Source organism: Mammaliicoccus stepanovicii (assembly GCF_002902525.1).
GTDB classification, from domain to species: Bacteria; Bacillota; Bacilli; order Staphylococcales; family Staphylococcaceae; genus Mammaliicoccus; species Mammaliicoccus stepanovicii.
The window spans coordinates 1-19,543 of sequence record NZ_PPQZ01000046.1 but is presented as its reverse complement, the minus strand read 5'-3'; the positions used below and the strand labels follow the sequence as shown (position 1 = coordinate 19,543).

The 19,543-nt window shown below is 30.8% G+C and carries 18 protein-coding genes and 9 tRNA genes; 6 read left to right on the top strand and 21 right to left on the bottom strand.

The annotated features are described in order from the left end of the window. Window positions 1-312: 312 nt before the first annotated feature. The 14 genes from CD111_RS07870 to hemE all read right to left on the bottom strand — a co-directional run bounded on the left by CD111_RS07870 (window position 313) and on the right by hemE (window position 7,545). Window positions 313-1,335: an NADP-dependent oxidoreductase gene (locus tag CD111_RS07870; RefSeq protein ID WP_095087244.1), complete on the bottom strand. Its 1,023-nt coding sequence runs from the start codon at window positions 1,333-1,335 to the stop codon at window positions 313-315. Window positions 1,336-1,819: 484 nt separating this feature from the next. Beyond that, window positions 1,820-2,527: a trypsin-like peptidase domain-containing protein gene (locus tag CD111_RS07865; protein WP_158245688.1), complete on the bottom strand. Its 708-nt coding sequence runs from the start codon at window positions 2,525-2,527 to the stop codon at window positions 1,820-1,822. A gap of 480 nt (window positions 2,528-3,007) precedes the next feature. Then, a tRNA-Ser gene (locus CD111_RS07860) sits at window positions 3,008-3,096 on the bottom strand. Between the two features lie 39 nt (window positions 3,097-3,135). Beyond that, window positions 3,136-3,207 (bottom strand) — tRNA-Glu (locus CD111_RS07855). A gap of 3 nt (window positions 3,208-3,210) precedes the next feature. Beyond that, window positions 3,211-3,285, bottom strand: a tRNA-Asn gene (locus CD111_RS07850). A 7-nt stretch (window positions 3,286-3,292) separates the two neighbouring features. Further along, window positions 3,293-3,366: transfer RNA gene (locus CD111_RS07845), tRNA-Gly, on the bottom strand. Between the two features lie 14 nt (window positions 3,367-3,380). After that, window positions 3,381-3,456: transfer RNA gene (locus CD111_RS07840), tRNA-His, on the bottom strand. Between the two features lie 17 nt (window positions 3,457-3,473). Further along, window positions 3,474-3,546 (bottom strand) — tRNA-Phe (locus tag CD111_RS07835). 12 nt (window positions 3,547-3,558) lie between these two features. After that, a tRNA-Asp gene (locus tag CD111_RS07830) sits at window positions 3,559-3,634 on the bottom strand. Between the two features lie 14 nt (window positions 3,635-3,648). Further along, window positions 3,649-3,722, bottom strand: a tRNA-Met gene (locus CD111_RS07825). 88 nt (window positions 3,723-3,810) lie between these two features. Next, a tRNA-Glu gene (locus CD111_RS07820) sits at window positions 3,811-3,885 on the bottom strand. A 218-nt stretch (window positions 3,886-4,103) separates the two neighbouring features. Beyond that, on the bottom strand, window positions 4,104-5,522 hold the full coding sequence (gene hemY, locus CD111_RS07815; RefSeq protein WP_308629173.1) for a protoporphyrinogen oxidase: 1,419 nt from the start codon (window positions 5,520-5,522) through the stop codon (window positions 4,104-4,106). A gap of 8 nt (window positions 5,523-5,530) precedes the next feature. After that, window positions 5,531-6,451: a ferrochelatase gene (hemH, locus tag CD111_RS07810; RefSeq protein WP_095087240.1), complete on the bottom strand. Its 921-nt coding sequence runs from the start codon at window positions 6,449-6,451 to the stop codon at window positions 5,531-5,533. A 44-nt stretch (window positions 6,452-6,495) separates the two neighbouring features. Continuing rightward, complete coding sequence (gene hemE, locus CD111_RS07805) at window positions 6,496-7,545, bottom strand: uroporphyrinogen decarboxylase (protein WP_095087238.1); 1,050 nt, start codon at window positions 7,543-7,545, stop codon at window positions 6,496-6,498. A gap of 164 nt (window positions 7,546-7,709) precedes the next feature. Between hemE and CD111_RS07800 the strand changes: the two genes are divergently transcribed. After that, window positions 7,710-8,216 carry an antibiotic biosynthesis monooxygenase family protein gene (locus CD111_RS07800; RefSeq protein ID WP_095087236.1) on the top strand — a complete coding sequence of 169 codons (507 nt, stop codon included), beginning with the start codon at window positions 7,710-7,712 and terminating at the stop codon, window positions 8,214-8,216. A gap of 127 nt (window positions 8,217-8,343) precedes the next feature. On the opposite strand, the gene ecsB is transcribed toward CD111_RS07800, so the two are convergent. Next, window positions 8,344-9,564: an ABC transporter permease EcsB gene (gene ecsB, locus CD111_RS07795; protein WP_095087234.1), complete on the bottom strand. Its 1,221-nt coding sequence runs from the start codon at window positions 9,562-9,564 to the stop codon at window positions 8,344-8,346. Next, window positions 9,557-10,294 carry an ABC transporter ATP-binding protein gene (locus CD111_RS07790; RefSeq protein WP_095087232.1) on the bottom strand — a complete coding sequence of 246 codons (738 nt, stop codon included), beginning with the start codon at window positions 10,292-10,294 and terminating at the stop codon, window positions 9,557-9,559. Before CD111_RS07790 ends, ecsB begins: the two co-directional genes overlap by 8 nt. 129 nt (window positions 10,295-10,423) lie before the next feature. On the opposite strand from CD111_RS07790, the gene CD111_RS07785 reads away from it, so the two are divergent. From CD111_RS07785 to CD111_RS07765, 5 genes are all read left to right on the top strand, one after another. Continuing rightward, window positions 10,424-10,846 (top strand): HIT family protein, encoded by a 423-nt coding sequence (locus CD111_RS07785; protein ID WP_095087230.1) that lies wholly within the window; start codon window positions 10,424-10,426, stop codon window positions 10,844-10,846. Between the two features lie 65 nt (window positions 10,847-10,911). Further along, window positions 10,912-11,289 carry a YtxH domain-containing protein gene (locus CD111_RS07780; RefSeq protein WP_095087228.1) on the top strand — a complete coding sequence of 126 codons (378 nt, stop codon included), beginning with the start codon at window positions 10,912-10,914 and terminating at the stop codon, window positions 11,287-11,289. Between the two features lie 96 nt (window positions 11,290-11,385). Next, the gene (locus CD111_RS07775) at window positions 11,386-11,931 is read left to right on the top strand and encodes an HTH-type transcriptional regulator Hpr (protein ID WP_095087226.1); all 546 of its coding nucleotides are present in this window, start codon (window positions 11,386-11,388) and stop codon (window positions 11,929-11,931) included. A gap of 37 nt (window positions 11,932-11,968) precedes the next feature. After that, on the top strand, window positions 11,969-12,529 hold the full coding sequence (locus tag CD111_RS07770; RefSeq protein WP_095087225.1) for a DUF3267 domain-containing protein: 561 nt from the start codon (window positions 11,969-11,971) through the stop codon (window positions 12,527-12,529). A gap of 73 nt (window positions 12,530-12,602) precedes the next feature. Further along, window positions 12,603-13,568, top strand: a complete 966-nt coding sequence (locus CD111_RS07765) for a peptidylprolyl isomerase (RefSeq protein WP_095087223.1) — start codon at window positions 12,603-12,605, stop codon at window positions 13,566-13,568. A 61-nt stretch (window positions 13,569-13,629) separates the two neighbouring features. Here the strand turns inward: CD111_RS07765 and yhaM are convergent, their stop codons facing one another. The 5 genes from yhaM to CD111_RS07740 all read right to left on the bottom strand — a co-directional run. Further along, entirely contained in the window at window positions 13,630-14,571 is a 942-nt protein-coding gene (gene yhaM, locus CD111_RS07760) for a 3'-5' exoribonuclease YhaM (RefSeq protein WP_095087221.1), read from the bottom strand. A 1-nt stretch (window position 14,572) separates the two neighbouring features. After that, window positions 14,573-17,500 (bottom strand): ATP-binding protein, encoded by a 2,928-nt coding sequence (locus tag CD111_RS07755; protein ID WP_095087219.1) that lies wholly within the window; start codon window positions 17,498-17,500, stop codon window positions 14,573-14,575. Window positions 17,501-17,504: 4 nt separating this feature from the next. Continuing rightward, window positions 17,505-18,689, bottom strand: a complete 1,185-nt coding sequence (locus tag CD111_RS07750; protein WP_095087217.1) for a DNA repair exonuclease — start codon at window positions 18,687-18,689, stop codon at window positions 17,505-17,507. A gap of 209 nt (window positions 18,690-18,898) precedes the next feature. Beyond that, window positions 18,899-19,273 (bottom strand): YlbF/YmcA family competence regulator, encoded by a 375-nt coding sequence (locus CD111_RS07745; RefSeq protein WP_095087215.1) that lies wholly within the window; start codon window positions 19,271-19,273, stop codon window positions 18,899-18,901. Window positions 19,274-19,347: 74 nt separating this feature from the next. Continuing rightward, a partial coding sequence (locus CD111_RS07740; protein ID WP_142380942.1) for a DUF445 family protein occupies window positions 19,348-19,543 on the bottom strand: 196 nt, incomplete at its 5' end.

Here is a 19,543-nt window from a genome sequence, read left to right as displayed (position 1 = left end):
GAAATAAACAAATTAAATTCGCCTCGCATTATCTTTTACTATGAAGAACAAGTATAATACACCCTATATATAAGATATATTCTTTAAAAATTTTATATCCACTTTATATAAAAGTCAATTTAAAAATTATTAAAGAAAAGATATGCACTATTAGGTGTTATAAACCTTCACAACTGATAAATTGGATTAAAAGATGAATTAATAATACCTTGTATATTGAGACACATAAACACATCGTACTTATTGAGTAAATCAATTTCTATAGAATACCAATGCATGAGACATTTCAACAATTATGCGTAATTTTGAACTTTAAAATATTCCCTGTGTCTCATCAACTTTTATTAGAACTTTCCCATTTGTATGATGATTAAATGTATAGTCTAATGCTTTATTAATTTCCCTTATTGTAAATACTTGATCATCTACATCTGGTATAATATTATCTCTTTCGATAATTTCACCTAAATCTTTCAATTGTTCACCATCTGAACGTACAAAAATAAAGCGATAATCTATGGATTTTTGTTTTGCTTTTTTATCAAATTTTTTACCAGCAACTCCAAATAGCATCTTCTTAAATGCTGAAAAACCCCTTTTTTCAGCAAAATGCTTATTGGGAGCATTAATTAAACTGACTATTGTTCCCCCAGGTTTCATTACAGATAATTCTTTATCAAATTCTTTAGGCCCTAGTGTATCAATCACATAATCTATATTAGATAACATTTCCCAGTAATTTTCACTTTTATAATCTATATATTGATCTACACCTTTTGCGATAAATTGATCCTTTACTCTTGGACTTCCAGATACAATTACTTTTAATCCTAAAGATTTTGCTATTGGTACAGCCATTTGTCCGAAACTGCCAGACCCCCCTGGAATAAATAACGTCTTTCCAAATTCAGCTTGTAATTCTTCAGTAATGGCTTGATATGCGGTTAAGCCTGTTAATGGAACTGCAGCACCAGTTTTAAGATTTAAGTTAACCGGTAATTTTGCGATAGCATTTGTATCAATTGCAATATAATCTGCAAATGCACCAATTTTGTCAATGGGTAATCTTGTGTAAATTTTATCTCCAACATAATAATCAGTGACTTTACTACCAATTTCAGTGATAATTCCCGTTAATTCGTTACCTAAAGTAACCGGCATTTTATAATCTTGTATTAACTTTACATCCCCAGATATAATCAGTTTTTCTAAAGGGTTTATTGCAGCATAAGAAACTTTAACCAGCACCTCACTCGACTTAATTTCTGGGACATCTATATTATTAACATGTACTTCTAAATTTTTATTATATTTCTCTAACTGGACAGCTCTCATTCCAACACTCCTCTTTATATTTTAAGAATTTATGATATTATAATGGTTATTAATACAACTCGAATCTTATTCAAAAGTATTTCGTTGTCCCTCAGAATGGGTGACTATAATTGAAAAAGCTTGATATAAAGCAAATTGTTAGTTCACTTATCTACTAACAATATACAGAGGAGGTGGGACTTATTCAATATGTCCCACCTCCTGTTACATATAATATCAGCACTTAGTTCGTCTAGGAATTTATGATATTCTTCTTTATTCCATACTTTGTTTTCTTTATCTTCACTATACCACTTATTTAAGGTTTATTTATTTCTAAATAAACAATAGTATTTCTTTTCTCATTAAGCTATCTCTTTCTACATCATTTTTCTAATATTGTCTTTTATAATTTTCTATAACTTGTTACTGATATAAATTTATCTTCAAATTTAAATGTGTTATTATCATCAACTTGTTGTATTAATCAAATAATAAATTATGCTTACTTATTATTATCTATCCATGTTTTTATTTCTTTTGTGATTGGGGTAAAAAACGCAGTATTTTTATCCCCACCTTCTAATATTCCAATGAGCTCATTTGTGTCTTCTAAATATAGTCCCGATCCAGATTGACCGCCCGAAGCTGACACATCAACTTTAAAGGCATTATTCCAGTTTTTCGTAATTGCCCCTCTTCGTTTAATTTGATAATTGTTTCCCGTATCCGAAGCGTATCCGATTGTGTATACATTCTTACCAACTAAATCATCAACTTTATCAACCACTTTAATTTTTAGTTCTTTATCTTTCATATAGTAATTAAATGAGGTATTTAAATCACTGCTTTTAACTATTGCTATGTCATCAACTCTAACTTGACTATTCTCCTTATACGTAATGCCTTCTGTTATAGCAAAATAACTTAAAGGCATAGAGGCACCTGATAGTGCTGGATAGACATAACCCAGAGGTTCTTTTGAATCTTTAAACTCTATACAGTGCGCAGATGTTAGAAAACTGTTATTTCCGACAGCTATAGCCGTACACCAGCTACTGTTAGCTCGCTCAAACTTTGAAGTAAATAAGTGATTGCCATTCAATGTGTCAGTGACAATATCTTTATTGTTGATATCAGCACGAACTTCTTTATCATTTAAAGAAAAAATAAGGATTCCAAATAAACACATAATAATAAATTTTTTATTCACCATAAATGCTCCTTGTATATATTTTTTAATCATTAAAAACATTAAAGCGATTTACATAATATGTCAAACAATAAATAGGAGCTTATCTTTTTTAGTTATGTAAGGGTTAAAGAAAAAAATATCCCCATCTAGTTTCCGCTAGACAGGGTAATGGTAATTTATTTAAAATCGTGTATTGCAACTCCATATTATAATATTTCTCATTTTGAGTCAAATTTCAATATATACCAGAACTTTCATTCTTAATCTTTTCTTATCGATAATAATACAAATAGTATTATAATCATACTTATCTTCAGATATATAAATTATCCACATGCAACTCACATGTACTTGATGAACATAAAAAAAGCAAGGGCAAAAAGTAAGAGAATTAATCTCTTGACACTTTTTGACACTTGCTAGCTTGAGTTTACTTACCTAGTGCAAGTAAACTCAGTAATATCAACGTCTTGGAAGGGTTGAATATTAAGGTACAAACGGAGAGTGAGGGATTCGAACCCTCGAGACGCTTGTGGCGCCTACACACTTTCCAGGCGTGCTCCTTCGGCCAACTCGGACAACTCTCCATAAAAAAAATCAGAAGCGATATTTCACTTCTGATTATATGACCCCTACGGGACTCGAACCCGTGTTACCGCCGTGAAAGGGCGGTGTCTTAACCGCTTGACCAAGGGGCCTTATGGCTCCACAGGTAGGACTCGAACCTACGACCGATCGGTTAACAGCCGATAGCTCTACCACTGAGCTACTGTGGAATAATAATGGAGCGGGTGATCGGAATCGAACCGACAACATCAGCTTGGAAGGCTGAGGTTTTACCACTAAACTACACCCGCTTAAAAATTAAATATGGGGCGACTGATGGGAATCGAACCCACGAATGTCGGAACCACAATCCGATGCGTTAACCACTTCGCCACAATCGCCATACTTGTAAAAAGTATGGCTCAGGACGGAATCGAACCGCCGACACAAGGATTTTCAGTCCTTTGCTCTACCGACTGAGCTACTGAGCCAAATTAAAAAAATGGCGGTCCCGACGGGAATCGAACCCGCGATCTCCTGCGTGACAGGCAGGCATGTTAACCGCTACACCACGGGACCAGCATTAAAAAGTATTGCGGGAGGCGGATTTGAACCACCGACCTTCGGGTTATGAGCCCGACGAGCTACCGAACTGCTCCATCCCGCGTTAATAATAAATAAATTGGCTACCTTTTTAATATAACACATTTATAAATATTATGTCAAGAAAATATTAAATTTCTTTTATTAAAAAATGGTGACCCCTACGGGATTCGAACCCGTGTTACCGCCGTGAAAGGGCGGTGTCTTAACCGCTTGACCAAGGGGCCTCTCTTTGAGAACTACTTAATTATATATAGAAATAGTAAAGTCGTCAATGCTATTTCTTTACTTTTTTAATATTAATATTGAACTTTTAACATCTTTGATACATATGTCACTAAACGGAAAATAATGATGTCCAAAATCTGTGCTTAAAAAGCAAAAAAAAGATGAAATGACATCTAAAATTGATTGAAAATCATTTCATCTTTCCACTTTCACATTATTATTTCAAATAATTTATCATTTGATTACTTGCATTTTTAGCCATTTGAACACAATCTGGAAGGCCAACTGCATCAAATGATGCACCTGTAATGATTAAATTATGATAATTTGTTTCAATATGATCTTTAATATCATTAATTCGATCAATATGCCCTACTTCATATTGTGGCATACTATGAGGAAGCTTCGTAACAATATAAAATTCTGGTTCCCCTTTTATTTTCATAATTTTATTTAAATCATTCAGTGCAACTCTTTTAAGTTGCTCTTCATCTTTATGATGAATAATGTTGGATCCAGCTTTACCTACATATGCTCTTAATAACACTTTACCTTCAGGAGTTGTATGTGGCCACTTCTTGTTTGTCCAAGTACATGCTGTAATTTCAGTATCACTTGTACGCGCAATAACGAATCCTGTACCATCTTTATCGTTTATTACTTGTTCCTTATCAAATGCCATGACGACAGTTGCAACACTTGTTGATGGCATATAATTAAAATAATCTAGTGCTAAATCATCTTTAAACCATTTAACAAAATGCTGATGCGGTGTTGTTACTATTACACCATCATATTCAATTTCTTCATTATTGATAGTTAAAAATGATTTATTTTCTTTTTGTGTAAAATTTTGAACTGGCGTATTTAAATATATGTTTACGTTTCTATCTTCTAAATTACTTTGTAAAGTCTTAATAAACGATTCCAATCCATTTCTAAATTGTTTAAATTGACCTTTAGGTTTTACGGTCACTTTATTATTAGATTGACGATTAGCTTTCTGAGCTATCATACCTTTAATTAAACTTCCTGTGTCTTCTTCTTGTTCTTTAAAGTGGGGAAACGTTGTTTTTAAACTTAAATTATCAATATTTGCACCATAAATACCAGCCATTAATGGTTCTATTAAATTTTCAAGTACCTCATCACCAAGTCTTTGTCTAAAAAAGTGTCCAATTGAAATATCAATATTCATTGGTTTTACAGGTAAAACTAAATCTAATCCAGCTCTAAGTTTACCAACTGGTGAGATAAGTTGCGTTTTTATAAATGGTTTAATTTCTGTTGGTATCCCCATTATAGAGCCGCCTGGTATAGGGTAAAGCTTATTGTGGCTATAAATATAGGATTGACCTGTCTTATTTGTCACTAAATCATCAGCAATTCCAATTTCTTCAGCTAATTCCGTCATGATTGTTTTTCTTCCAAGATAAGATTCAGGCCCTAGTTCAATTGTATAACCGTCTTTTCGATAAGTTTTAATCTTACCGCCTGCTCTATCTTCTTTCTCATAAACATCTATTTGAAGATCTGGATTTTCTTTTCTCAAATAATGGGCAGCAGATAACCCAGTTATCCCCGCCCCTATTATTGCAACACGCTTCGTCATAGTGTTCACTTCTTTCTTATTCATATATTGAATTAGAATTTTTTCTTAATAGCTTCTACCATTGCTTCAATAAATTTAGGATCAGTATTTGGCATTGGTGGTCTATGATAATTTACACCTAACTCATCACATACTACTTTACATTCATAATCATTATCGTATAGTACTTCTAAATGTTCACAAACAAATCCAACTGGTGTATAAATAAAATGTTTATAACCATGTGTGTTGTATAAATCACGTGTAAGGTCTTGAACATCTGGTCCTAACCAAGCTTCTCCAGTTTGTCCTTCTGATTGCCATCCAACTGATACATGTTTAACATTTGATTCTGTACTTAATATTTTTGCTGTTTCTTCCAGTTGATCAGGATATGGATCATTTGCTTTTTTAATTTTTTCTGGCAAACTATGTGCTGAAACAATAAGCACTGTCTCTTCATGGCTATCTTCTGGAATCATCTGTAATGTGTCGTTAATTTTAGTTGTCCAATAAGAAATAAATGAAGGTTCTTTATAAAACTGTTCTACATGATACAATTTAATGCCATATTTATCCGCTTCTTCTTTAGCACGTTTATTATAACTACCTACTGAAAAATTAGAGTAATGTGGTGCTAATACAATTGTAACGGCTTCTTCTATTCCATCTTGATTCATTTGCTCTACTGCATCTTCAATAAATGGATTGATATGTTTTAAACCAATATATAATTTAAACTCAGTGTCAGTATATGCATCATTTAATGCGCCTAATAAACTTTCTGCCTGCATTTGTGTTGTACCAGCTAATGGTGAAATACCACCTATTGCTTTATATCGTCCTTTTAAATCTTCAATCTGCTCTTCTGAAGGTTTTCTACCATGTCTTATATGCGTATAATAAGGTACAATATCACTTTCTTCGTATGGTGTACCGTATGCCATAACTAATAGTCCAACTTTTTTACTCATTTTCTATTCTCCCTTTTACTTAAATAAATGATGTTTTTCCCAAATTATTGGTTTTTCTTGTAATTATGAGAATAATCATGTACAAATTGCGAAACTTTTCTTAATGTATCAGGTTTAACTTCTGGAAATACACCGTGCCCAAGATTAAAGATGTAATTATTGTCCATAAGTCCTTGATCCAATATTTGTACTAATCTTTCTTCAATAACATCCCATGGTGCTAATAAGATAGAAGGATCTAAGTTACCTTGAAGACCTTTTGTTATACCTTTTGCGCGTGCATCTTTAATTTGAAGTCTCCAATCAAGTCCGATAACATCAACCGGTAATTGATTCCATTCTTCTATAAGATGACTTGCCCCAACACCAAACGTTGTGACTGGTACATTTTTTTCTTTAATACCTGCGAATATTTTATTCATTGATGGTCTAATGAAATAGTGATAATCTTCAGCGTTTAATGCACCAACCCATGAATCAAAGACTTGAATCATCTTACAACCAGCATCGATTTGAGCATGTGTATATTTGATTGCCATATCAGCAAGTGTATCCATCAATTTAAACCATGTTTCAGGTTGTTGATACATAAATGCTTTCGTCTTATTATAATTTTTAGATGGGCCACCTTCAATCATGTAGCTTGCTAAAGTAAAGGGCGCACCAGTAAAACCAATTAATGGTACATTTAATTGTTCTTCAGTTAACAGTTTAATTGTATCCAGAACATATTTCACATCTTCTTCTGGATTAATTCGACCTAAACGTTCAACGTCTTTAATATCTTTGATTGGATTATGAATTACAGGACCAATACCTGATTTGATTTCTACATCAACACCAATTCCTGTTAATGGTGTCATAATATCTTTATATAAAATGGCAGCATCAGTGTTATATTGATCAACTGGCAATTTTGTAACATAAGCACATAATTCAGGTTGATGCGTTATTTCAAATAATGAGTATTTTTCTTTAATCTTTCTATATTCTGGTTGAGATCTACCAGCTTGTCTCATAAACCAAACTGGGGTATGCGTTGTTTCTTCATTATTTACAGCTTTTAAAATTGTATCGTTGAACGGTTTATTCATTTCATTCACCTCATAATAATCATTACAATCTATTTTAACATATTCTATTATAAAGTAATCTATGTGTTAAAAAAGTCATAAATTATACAAAATGTTGATTTAACTGTTTGATTTTATTCATTACATGTATATAATCAAATTAAAGATAATTAGGAGGTCATAAAATGAAATGTTATATAACAACCGGTACATACGAGTATCTCCATGGCTTATTGAATAAGTATCCAGATGAAAATATTCATCATTACACAAGACAAGACACTACTGTACTAATACATGAAACAACTGGTGAATCAGTATTTTCCCAACCAAGAGAATACAGAGTAATAGAATCTAAAGGTGAATTTTACAATCATGAATTTATCGCAGCTAGCTACATTCCAGTGTCTGAAGAAATGCAACATCGATTCGAAAATCATTATATTGGCTTAGATAGCCAATTTGACCAATTCGAAGGGTTTGAGTCATTCAGACTTTTACAACCAAGAAGAGGTGATACTTTTATGATACTCATTGGATTTGATTCTAATGAGCTTTATGAAGATTTTGCTAAGTCAGCGTTCTTTGCAGAGTATTTCTCTAGAGAAGCAACGAGAAAATTCTCTGGTGCTGATCAATATTCAACTGCAAACTACACGAAATATTGGTATCGTCCGGAAGAAGATGAGTAATCCAGCATAAGCATATATTTATAATGTTTATAAACGATACTCATACTTCAAAAAAGAACGCACATACTTTGTATAAAAACAAAGTTATGTGCGTTCTTTTTATTGATAAATATTTATTTCAAGTTGATTAGTCTCTCAGTAATTCTTGATGTTTTTTTAACTTTTTAATAGTTGAATCAATCGTTAACCACCCTACTATAAAGAATAAAACAATAAAGTAGAACGAATCTGTAAATTTAATTACGTAAATAGTCGATAATATTATGCCTAATATCCACATCATTAATCTTAAAAATTGATGATAACCCGTAATTACTTTATTTTCACTTACAGGCCAAACTTGTGGCCATAAGCCATAAGCTTGTTGTTTATAAAATTGAGATAACTGTAAAATCAACAAGTACATAATAACTGCACCCAATATAGCCGAAATAATGGCTTGGTCAATCCACCAGATCAATAATAAACCAATAATCATAAATCTTAATACAACGAAGAATGCATCTTTGCCTCTTAAAAAACTTCGAATAAATAAATATTTATACATATTATCATCATTAAATTTATTTACTGATGGTGCCTTTAAAAATACATCTAAATATCTACGTCTTACTGTTCTTTCATTTAGTACTTTAACATCAGTAAACATATTAACAAATTTATAGTAGTTCATCTTGTGATTGTACTCAATTGATATTAATGTTTCCCATTGGAAAAACGTACCCCTATTGATATTTTCTAATAGCAGAATGACAGCACCTAAAATAACAATCGTAGCTAAACCAGAAAACATACCAACACATAATGTTGTGTAATAACCGCTAGCATAAACAATAAATAATAATACGTTTACTCCCCAATTGTCGAGACCGTATTTTATCCAATACCACTTTACAATTAATCCTAATATTGGATAAATAAAACTTAATACTATAAACGAAATGTATAAATAGAACTTACCACTCAACACTTGAGTAAAAAGTGGTATCCCTATAACCAATATAATGACCGGCAAATATAATCTGTTAAGATAACTATATACAATTGATTTCTTAATATAACTACGCATATGTTTTTCAAAAGGCAATAAATATAATTTATCCGCTTCTTTAAATAAAGTTCTCATAGGAAAAATAGAAACAAATGCTAATATTAACGACATGATTAAACTGTAATTAACATCTTGAGGAACGTGTTTTAACCAATCACTATATCCTAATGCAAAAGCGCCAAGCATAATCGTTAAAAATACTAAAAAATGACCATTAAAAATAAACTTATTATATTTAACCTTTTCTAGTAATGCTTCATTCCGTCGAATGTTAAATAATTTCTTTGCATCATTCATACTGCTCACCTTGAGTTAAATGTATATAAATATCATCTAGTGTAGCACTTTCTAGTCCTGTCTTCATTCTTAATTCATCTAAATTACCCATTGCCACAAGCTTACCTTTGTCTAATATAATAAACCTATCACAATAGCGCTCTGCAGTTGCAAGTATATGCGTACTCATTAAGACTGAAGCACCATTATTTCGTCTTTCTACTATTAAATCTAACATTGTTTGAATTCCCAATGGATCAAGACCTAAAAATGGCTCATCAATAATATATTGTGCAGGTTCAACTAAAAATGCACAGACGATCATTACTTTTTGTTTCATACCTTTTGAAAAATGTATCGGAAATACTTTCAATTCATTATCGAGTCTTAGTCGTTTTAATAATGGCATAGCTCTTTCTAGAGCTGTTTTTTTATCGATGCCATAAGCCATTGCAGTCATATAAATATGTTCTTCTAAAGTTAATTCATCGTACAAGACTGGACTTTCAGGAATATACGTTAAATTTCTTCTATACGATTCAATATCTTCTTTAATATCAACATCATTTATTGACATCTCACCTTGTTGAGGTGTTAATAACCCTAGTAAATGTTTGATTGTTGTACTTTTCCCAGCACCATTTAAGCCAATTAAACCTACTACTTCGTTCGGTTTACATTCAAAAGAAATATCATGGATGACAGCTTTCTTACCGTATCCACCCGTTAAATTGTTCACTTTTATTGTCACGTGAATACACCTCCAAAACATATTGTAGCATGTTCCATATGATTCATTCACTAAATAATATCTTTAACAAGTGAGATGATACAATTAGCATGATATAATGTAATTAATATTTATATAGGAGTTGATATTATGTCAGAAACAATATTCAGCAAAATCATAGATGGTGACATACCATCATACAAAATTTACGAAAATGATTATGTATATGCATTCTTAGATATTTCACAAGTTTCTAAAGGACACACATTACTCATCCCCAAAAAAGCCTCACCCAATATATATGAGACAGATCCTGAAACGATGAAACATATTGCAGAAGCATTACCAATCGTTGCAAACGCTATTAAAAAAGCATTCAACCCAGATGGTTTAAACATTATTCAAAACAATGGCGAATACGCATCACAATCTGTATTTCATATACACTTCCACCTTATACCAAGATACAAAGAAGATATTGATGGATTTGGTTACATATGGAATACAAATGAAGACAAAATAGACGATAATAAAAAAGCAGAAATCCAAAGTTTAATTCAGGCACAACTTTAATTTAATGAATAAATCTCATTTTTATGGGTATTTTAATAAGTAAGAGAAATCAAGGAGGACAAATCATGAAATTTTCTAGACTAGCTTTAGGTGTTGGCGTTGGACTTGTGACTGGATTTGCAACTGCCGTTTTAAACACAGACCGTTCGGGTGATACATTAAAAACAGAATTAAAATCAACAGCAGATGGTTCTAAAATTCAATTAAGTGAAATTAAAGATAACGCATTAGAAATTAAAGAATATGTACTTAAGACTAAAGATGAAAGCCAAATTGCTATTCAATCTTTAAGTGAAGATATTAAAACTATGATCAATGATTTCAAAGCAGATATTAATCCAAATATCGAACAAATTCAAAAAAACATAGAAAATATTAGTAATCGTGGCAATGAGATTCAACAAGAAATTCAAAATACTAAACTACCATTTCTAAAAAAATAGAAAACGTGGTAAAATTATTATATTATTAAAGTGTTATTGGTAAGCATGGTACATAACGTATCATGCTTTTATTATACAAACAAAGGGGAGATTATTATGACGAACGAACGGGACATGATTGAAAAAATGTTATTCACACATAAAGTTTCGCAATTATCTAAAGCTTTATGGAAAACAATTGAGAAGGATTGGCAACAATGGATTAAACCATTTGATTTAAACATCAATGAACATCATATCTTAATCATTATTAGAAGTTTAGATGAGGCAACTATTTCTGAAGTAAGTAAATATGGAGTTATGCATGTTTCAACTGTATTTAATTTTGCTAAAAATCTTGAAAAGCGTGGTTACTTAAATATGCCAAAGAGCCAACAAGATAAACGAACAACATACTTAGAGTTAACTGATAAAGGATTGGATGTACTGCGCCAAACATATATGAGCTATACCAATGATACGAACCGACTTTACGATATCGCAGCCGATTATGAGAAAGTTATGTATAGTATGCCTGAATTTACAGATGTTAAATATATCGTTGGTCAAATTTATGGTAGTGACTTTATAAATCATATTGAAGAAAACCATGAACAACTCAGAAAATATTTACTTGACGAAACGCCGACAGATGAGTCATAATATCAAGATAATCTTATCTTAGAAGGTGACATATCATATGTTTTTATGTTCTAAATCAATTAATATACAGTCTCGTTATGGACTACAGAGAATCGTATTGATTAGTACTTTAGTTTCATTTCTAACATTTATAGTCACTTACGAAATATATAACTATTTACAATTACAACCGCTAAAGGACGATAAGTTTATTTTATTCTTATTCGTCCTTTGCTTAATTTATCCAATCCATAAATTATTGCATTTGATTGTACTCATTTATTATCGTAAGTCATTTATAATTAATAAAACAACTAAAGCAAGACGAGCTCTGCCGCTATACAATATTCGTGTTGATAAACCCGTCAATAAAATAGTTTTTTGTGTGGCACTTGTTTGCCCTTTCGTTGTAATTACAACACTATCTTTATTGCTTATTAACATAATCCCCCAATATGTGCATTATATATTGTTTATCATGTCTATCAATATTGGTATATCTATTATAGATCTACTTTATTTAAAAATTATTTTGTTTACTAAACGTGGTACTTATATAGAAGAAAGAAAAAATGGTATTGAATTGTTAACAAAATGTTCACTGGATGCCAAACATTAGCCGTTTTTTTTTTGGATAAATGCTTCTAATGTGCTATATTTATCAGTGTATTCTTACAAAAGGAGTTCTATTTATGAAATCAATCAAAAAAATTGTGTTACCTGTAACACTTTCAGCATCAGTATTAACTTTAGGGGCATGTGGTAATGCAGACAATTCTGGAGATACTCTAGTAGAAACTAAAGCCGGTAATGTCACATCACAAGATGTTTTAGACAAAATGGGCAATAATGAAGTTGCACAGAATGCATTCCAAATCGTCTTAAACAAAGTCTTAAAAGACAAATATGACGATAAAGTTGATACAAAGAAATTAGACAAGCAAGTGGATAAACAAATTGAACAATACGGTGGTAAGAAAAAATTCGAAGAAGCACTACAACAAGAAAAACCTGGTGCAACTTTAGAAGATTTTAAAGATTCTCAAAAGACAGCTAAATATCAAGAAGAATTTATCAATGATGCAGTAAAAGTCTCTGATAAAGAAATTGAAAAGAATTCTAAAAAAGGTTCTCACATTTTAATTAAAGTTAAATCAAAAGATTCTAAAGATGGTTTAAGTGATGATAAAGCTAAAGAAAAAGCAGAAAACATACTTAAACAAATCAAAGAAAATCCTGATGAGTTCAATAAAATAGCTAAGAAAGAAACACAAGACGAAGGTACTAAGTCTAAAGATGGTTCACTTGGCTATGTTCTAAAAGGACAAATGGATGAAGCGTTTGAAAAAGCTCTATTCAAACTGAAACCTGGTGAAACTTCAGACGTTGTTAAATCACAATATGGTTACCATATTATTAAAGCTGACAAAGGCGAACCATCTAAGAAAGAAAAAGAAAGTCTTAAAGAACAATATAGACAAATGAAGATCCAAAAAAATCCAAAAATCATCATTAATGCTTATAAAAAATTATTAGATGAATACAAAGTTGATTACAAAGATAAAGATATCAAAAAATCAATCGAAGATAACATCTTAAATGAAGAAGCATTACAACAACAACAAATGCAAGCTGCACAACAACAGTCTGCACAATAAATAAAATAAAAAAACAGCTCATATCATTCTAACGATATGAGCTGTTTTTTATTTATATTATTTAATCTAAAGTTTCAGGTTTATAGAATTGTCTATTTTCTAACGCAAATATACGTTCAGTATACTGCCCTTTATCTACTTTTTTGAGATGTTTTTCAAACATCATCATACGTGCATCTATATTATCTATAAAATGCAGTATTTCTGCTTCTTTAACCATTGGAAGTTTAGGAGAACCATATTCTAGTTTACCGTGATGGCTTAATACTAAATGTCTTAGTAAAAGCACTTCTTCCCCTTCAATATTATGTTCTTTTGCAACTTGAGAAATTTCGTCACTAATAATTGATATATGACCTAACAAATTCCCTTCTACTGTATATGTCGTTGCGACTGGTCCTGATAGCTCTTTAACTTTACCTAAATCATGCAAAATAATACCGCTATATAATAAACTTTTGTTTAGTATTGGATATATTTCGCATAATGCTTTTGCTTGCCTTAACATTGTTACAACGTGATAGCTTAGCCCTGATACAAAGTTATGATGATGTGAGCTTGCTGCAGGGAAAGTATAGTATTCATGATGGTACTTTTTAAGTAATATACGTGTAATTCGCTGTAACTTTGCATTTTCTATATCTAGTACGTATGTCATAATTTCCTCTGACATTTCATCAATTGTTAAAGGTGCTGCTTCTAAGAAGTTTTCTAATTTCACATTATCTTCTTCTACTGCTACCCTAAACTGGTTAACTTTCATCTGCTTTCTACCTCTATAATCAATCACATCACCTTTAACTCGAATGATTGTTTCAGGAATAAGCATTTTAATTTCATCATTAGTAACAGTCCATACTTTAGCTTCTATGTCACCACTTTTATCTCTCAAATACAATGTCATATAAGGTTTTCCTTGAGCAGTTACACCTTGTGTTGCACGATGAATGAGGAAATAATGATCAACTGAGTCACCTGGCTTTAATGTTTCTATCGTTCTCATATTAATTACCTCCTTCTATTTTTGTCAGAGTTATTGTTTGTTTTTGAGGTACGTCATTATCTTTGTTACAAGTAAAGTATAAGATTTGTATGTCTTTAGACATCGTCATTAAATAGTTAATCATAATTTCTTTTCGATGTTTATCAAAATGTACAAAAGCATCATCAACTATAATTGGGAATGGATAATACTTATGTAGTGATTTGATTAAACTAAATCTAAGCGCTATATACAGCAATTCTTTAGTTGATTGACTTAATTCTGTTGGATGGAACACTTGTCCATTTTGATGTCTCACTTGAACTGTTTGGTCTTGATAAATAACTTGGTTGTACCTACCCTCTGTTAATGTACTTAATATATCTGTAGCATCTTTAACTACATATGGTAGTCTCTTATCTTTAATTTGTTTAATATGTTCTTCAACTAAATTTTGAAGATAACTTAAAGCCGCCCAGTCTTTAGCTGTTTCATTTACTTTTTCTTTTAATAAATGATATTCATGTCTTAATGTAGATAATGTTTCATCTGTTTCCATTTGACTGATCTTGGCATTTAAATCACTTAACTCTGCTTGTACGTTTAAATATTTATCATTGTATTCATCCGTCTGCATATCTAGTTGCTTTCTCTCATTGTCTAAATCCGTCATCGTCATATAACTTAATTGTGTGTTTTTATCATAATCATAATTATGGTTATTAAGTAATTCTGTTAAATAAGTAAATCTATCCATATCTTCATTATATGTTACATATTCTTTATGATGACGATAATAAGACTCTTCATCTTGAACGTTGATATAGTTGAATAGTGTTTCTATTACTTTATCATTCTCATCCAAGCGAGTTTGTAATGCATTGATTTCATTAGTAAGTAATACTTCTTGCTCTAAGTTTCTAGATTTAATATTAGATTCTTTTTGGTGCTCATCTAATGCTTGTTTAACATCATGGAATAATGAGAGAGCTTGATAATGAATACCAGCATGACTTGCTATACTTTCTGCTTCTCTATAAAACGCATTGAGCGATTCATCTATTTCATTACTAGATTTTGTTAATCTATCAATTTCCAAACGATTTTGTTTTATTTTTTTGATTGTTTTTAATGCATCATTTAACAACTGTGATGATAATTGATGAGATACATGTAAGCTTGATTTCGTCTCACTTAAAGCGCGTTGTTTCTCTTGAATTGTATTTTCAACAATTTCAAGTTCTTTACTTAGTTCTGATTGTTTCGTTGCTAATATTTCTTGAGACTGATAATATCGTTCTAAAGTTTGTCTCATCTTTGTTTGCTCATCTAAATTGAAATCTAAATCATAAAATTGTTGTAAGTGTTTAACTTTTTCTTCTAAGTCATGAATCTCTTTTGAAAATGCTTGATCATGATTTAATTCTTTAGATTTAATAAAGAAAGATAATATAATAATAACGATACCAACAACTGCAAATATCGAACTGAATACAATTTGTGACATTACAAATGCATAAATCGCCACAAGAATTAAGAGTACTCCTCCGATAGAAGCACCTATTCGAATTTGTTTACTTCTTTTTTCACTTTCTTCTTTTTGCTTAATAAAGCTGTCTTCCATCTTCTGATAAAGTGATTTCTTTTCGCCTAATTCTAAAGCTTTTTGGTTATATATTTTCTTTTGTTCATAGTTTTCATCTGAAACTAACTCATTATGTAGTTTTTCAATATTATGATTATAACGTTCTTGCTCAATATCTTGTTGGTTCATAGATCGTTTGATTTGTTCACGTTCTGCTATATTTTCATCATAAATTCTATTGAGCTCAGCGATATGTGTTTTCATTGCTTCAGATGTATCTACTTCTAAATATTCTTCATTCCAACCTATATCTTGTCGTAACAGTTCATTTTCGCGTTCATAATCGTCTATTTGTTTATTAAGTTGCTTTAATTCTTGATGTTTTTCTTTAATATCTGTTTCACGTTGACGTATACTATTTAATGCTTTTTCGTCTCTTTCAGACATAACATTCACTTGATTTAATGTATGCGTAACTTGCGTTAATTTTTCGTTTCTTAACATTAAATCTCTTTTTATACTTTCATTTGCTCTCATACTTGATTCGTATCGTTCTATTCCTTGTTCAGGAAACACATACGGCTCAATATTCAATTTACTTTCTAGTTTCTTCCATTCAACAGCTTCCTTATGTAAAGAAATTTCTTTTTCTTTACCTTGAAGTCTGTTTGATAGATTACCTAAATTATCTTTAAGAAGATTTAATTTACGTGATACTTTATCACGTTCATTTAATAACTTTTCATACTCGGACATCTTCTTTTCTTCGTTTTTAATTTTCATTTCCAAATCATTTAATTGTTCTAATTGGACATTTAATGTAGGATTTTTGCCGTTCTTTTTATATAATAAATCTTTTTCTGATTGCATTAAATCGCTCATACCTGTGAACTCTGTTGAGCCTAACGCGCCTGCTTGTAACAAATACATTTGCAGTTGTTCTTCAGTTAAGTTTTTATGAATATCTTGAAGGCCCAGTACATTAAATGAGAATATACCTTGATAGGTCTTCTTATTAATGAAATTTAATTTTTGCTTTAACCATTCTTCATCTTTAATTTTACCATTCGCTAAATATACTTTAACGTCACCTGTTACTCTTCCTTTAACTCGTTCTATTTCTACTTTTTGTCCATCAAAATCAAGTTCTAGTTTTCCACCATATTGATTTCCTAATCTCGGTTCTAGTCTCGGTTCATTTTCTTTCTTAGTTGGAAAACCAAATAAAATAGAATGGATAAAAGCTTGAATTGTAGATTTACCAGCTTCATTTTCTCCGTAAATTTGCATAAAACTTTGGTCAAATTTAATCTTTCGAGACATGAGTTGGCCATAACCATAAATTTCTAAGGATTTTAATTTCATCGCTTTAACCTCTCATTCTTCTTTTTAAAATTGCTTCTCCACGATCAATTAATTCTTGCTTATCTACATCACTAAATGGTTCTAAAAATCGATTAGCTTTAGGATTTAAATATAAATCACTTAATGCATCTTCTAGAATTTGATCATCTTCTAAAATATCATCATTAAATTCATTTGCTAATGCTACTTCAGAATCTTGTTCGAAAAATACATTTAACTGCTCTATAAATACAAAGTTTGTTTGATTTTCTTCGTACTCTTGTATTAATTGAATGACTTGATTAATTTCTTCTTGTTTAAGTATTTCATCATGTTTAACATATACATCCAACTGATAAAAAGCTTTCCCTTCAGTACGTACACTATCTTTAAATTTTTGAATAGCTTCGTATAAAGCATGTTTTCCTTTTGCTTTAGTTTCGATTGCAGCTTTTTCAAATTTAATGTAGTGCGTTGGCCTGAAAGTTGCTTCTAATTTCGCTTCATCACCTTCAACGAGTAAATAACCTTTCTCACCCGTTTCTTTGAAGTGACGTGCTTGAATATTACCAGGATAATGAATTTGAGAAAGCTCACTAATCATTGCTCTTTCGTGAATATGGCCTAATGCCCAATAATGATACAGTTTACTATTTAAATCTTCGATATTAAACTCTGTATACCTTTGTGTAACACCCGATGCTTGTGCGTATGTACCATGTAATACACCTATATGTATGCCTTTATTCCCAGTTGATTCTGGATATTCATCTACTTTGTTTTCGTAGCTTGCATCTTTTTGGTAACTGAATCCATGTAAATATACAACTTGCCCATATTTCGTAATTAATTGATATGTAGAAACTTTATCGCTAAAAACAGTAACATTATCTGGCCATACTGTATGTACACCTATAGATAATGGATCATGATTACCATGAATGATATAAACAAAAATTTGTTCTTGTTCTAATCTATTAAATTGCTCTCTCAAGAATACTTCTGCTCTAAGCGTTCTGTTTTGTTGATCGAATAAATCACCTGCAATAACAATAAAATCAACTTGCTCTTTAATGGCTTCATCTACAATTCTACTGAAACTATGATAACCACTTTGCTTAACATCATTTAAAATTGAAGGACTTAAATGATGTCTAGATTTAAATGGACTATCAAGGTGCAAATCCGCGCAATGTATAAATTTAATCATTCTGCTAACCTCTTTCACGATTCGTTCATTTTATTTATTAATCAAGTATTTTTAAATGAATCATTAATTATTAATAGATCTTAATGCTTTAATTTTACCATAATAACAAGCCATACGATACAAAACATAACCGTTATTACTCGTTTTAATCAAATAAAAAACCTTGTCAGATACACTTATGTATCTAACAAGGTTTTATCATTCACGGCTTATTGTTCGCCTTCTGGATTTTCTTCTAAGCTACCATAGATATCTTCTAAAGGTCTCATGATAACACGGTTTAAATCTTGAATTAATTGACTCATTGCTTGCTCAGCTTGCATTAATTCTGCAATCGTTTCATTTTGTTCAATTTCTTGAGCTGATTTTTGAGCTCTTGCAATGTCTACTTCTGAAATTTCTTCGCCTTGCATTTGTTTTGTTTGTAATTCTAACTGAATTTCACGAAATTCATCGAATAATTTTTTTGTTTCTGGATTTGCATTTACTTTTTCATATTGTTCTTTAATTTTGTTGTATTCTGCACTCTCACGTAATGTTTGTTCAAGTTCATTTGCTTTGTCATAAATATTTACTTCTGCCATAAAATATCGCTCCTATATATTGAAATGTATTTAGAATATCAATTCCAACTAATACTGTATCACAATTTTTTTCTTTATACAAAAATAGCGATTATACCTTGGAAAAGTCCGATAATTCCGCCTAATACAAATCCTAATAATGTAATTAATTTCAATTCTTTATTTGAAATTTCAATGACTAATTTTTCTAGATGTGATAATTCAAATCTATCTATTTGATTTTTAATGAGTTCAGCAAGCTTCATTCTTTCAAGTATTAAACTTATATTG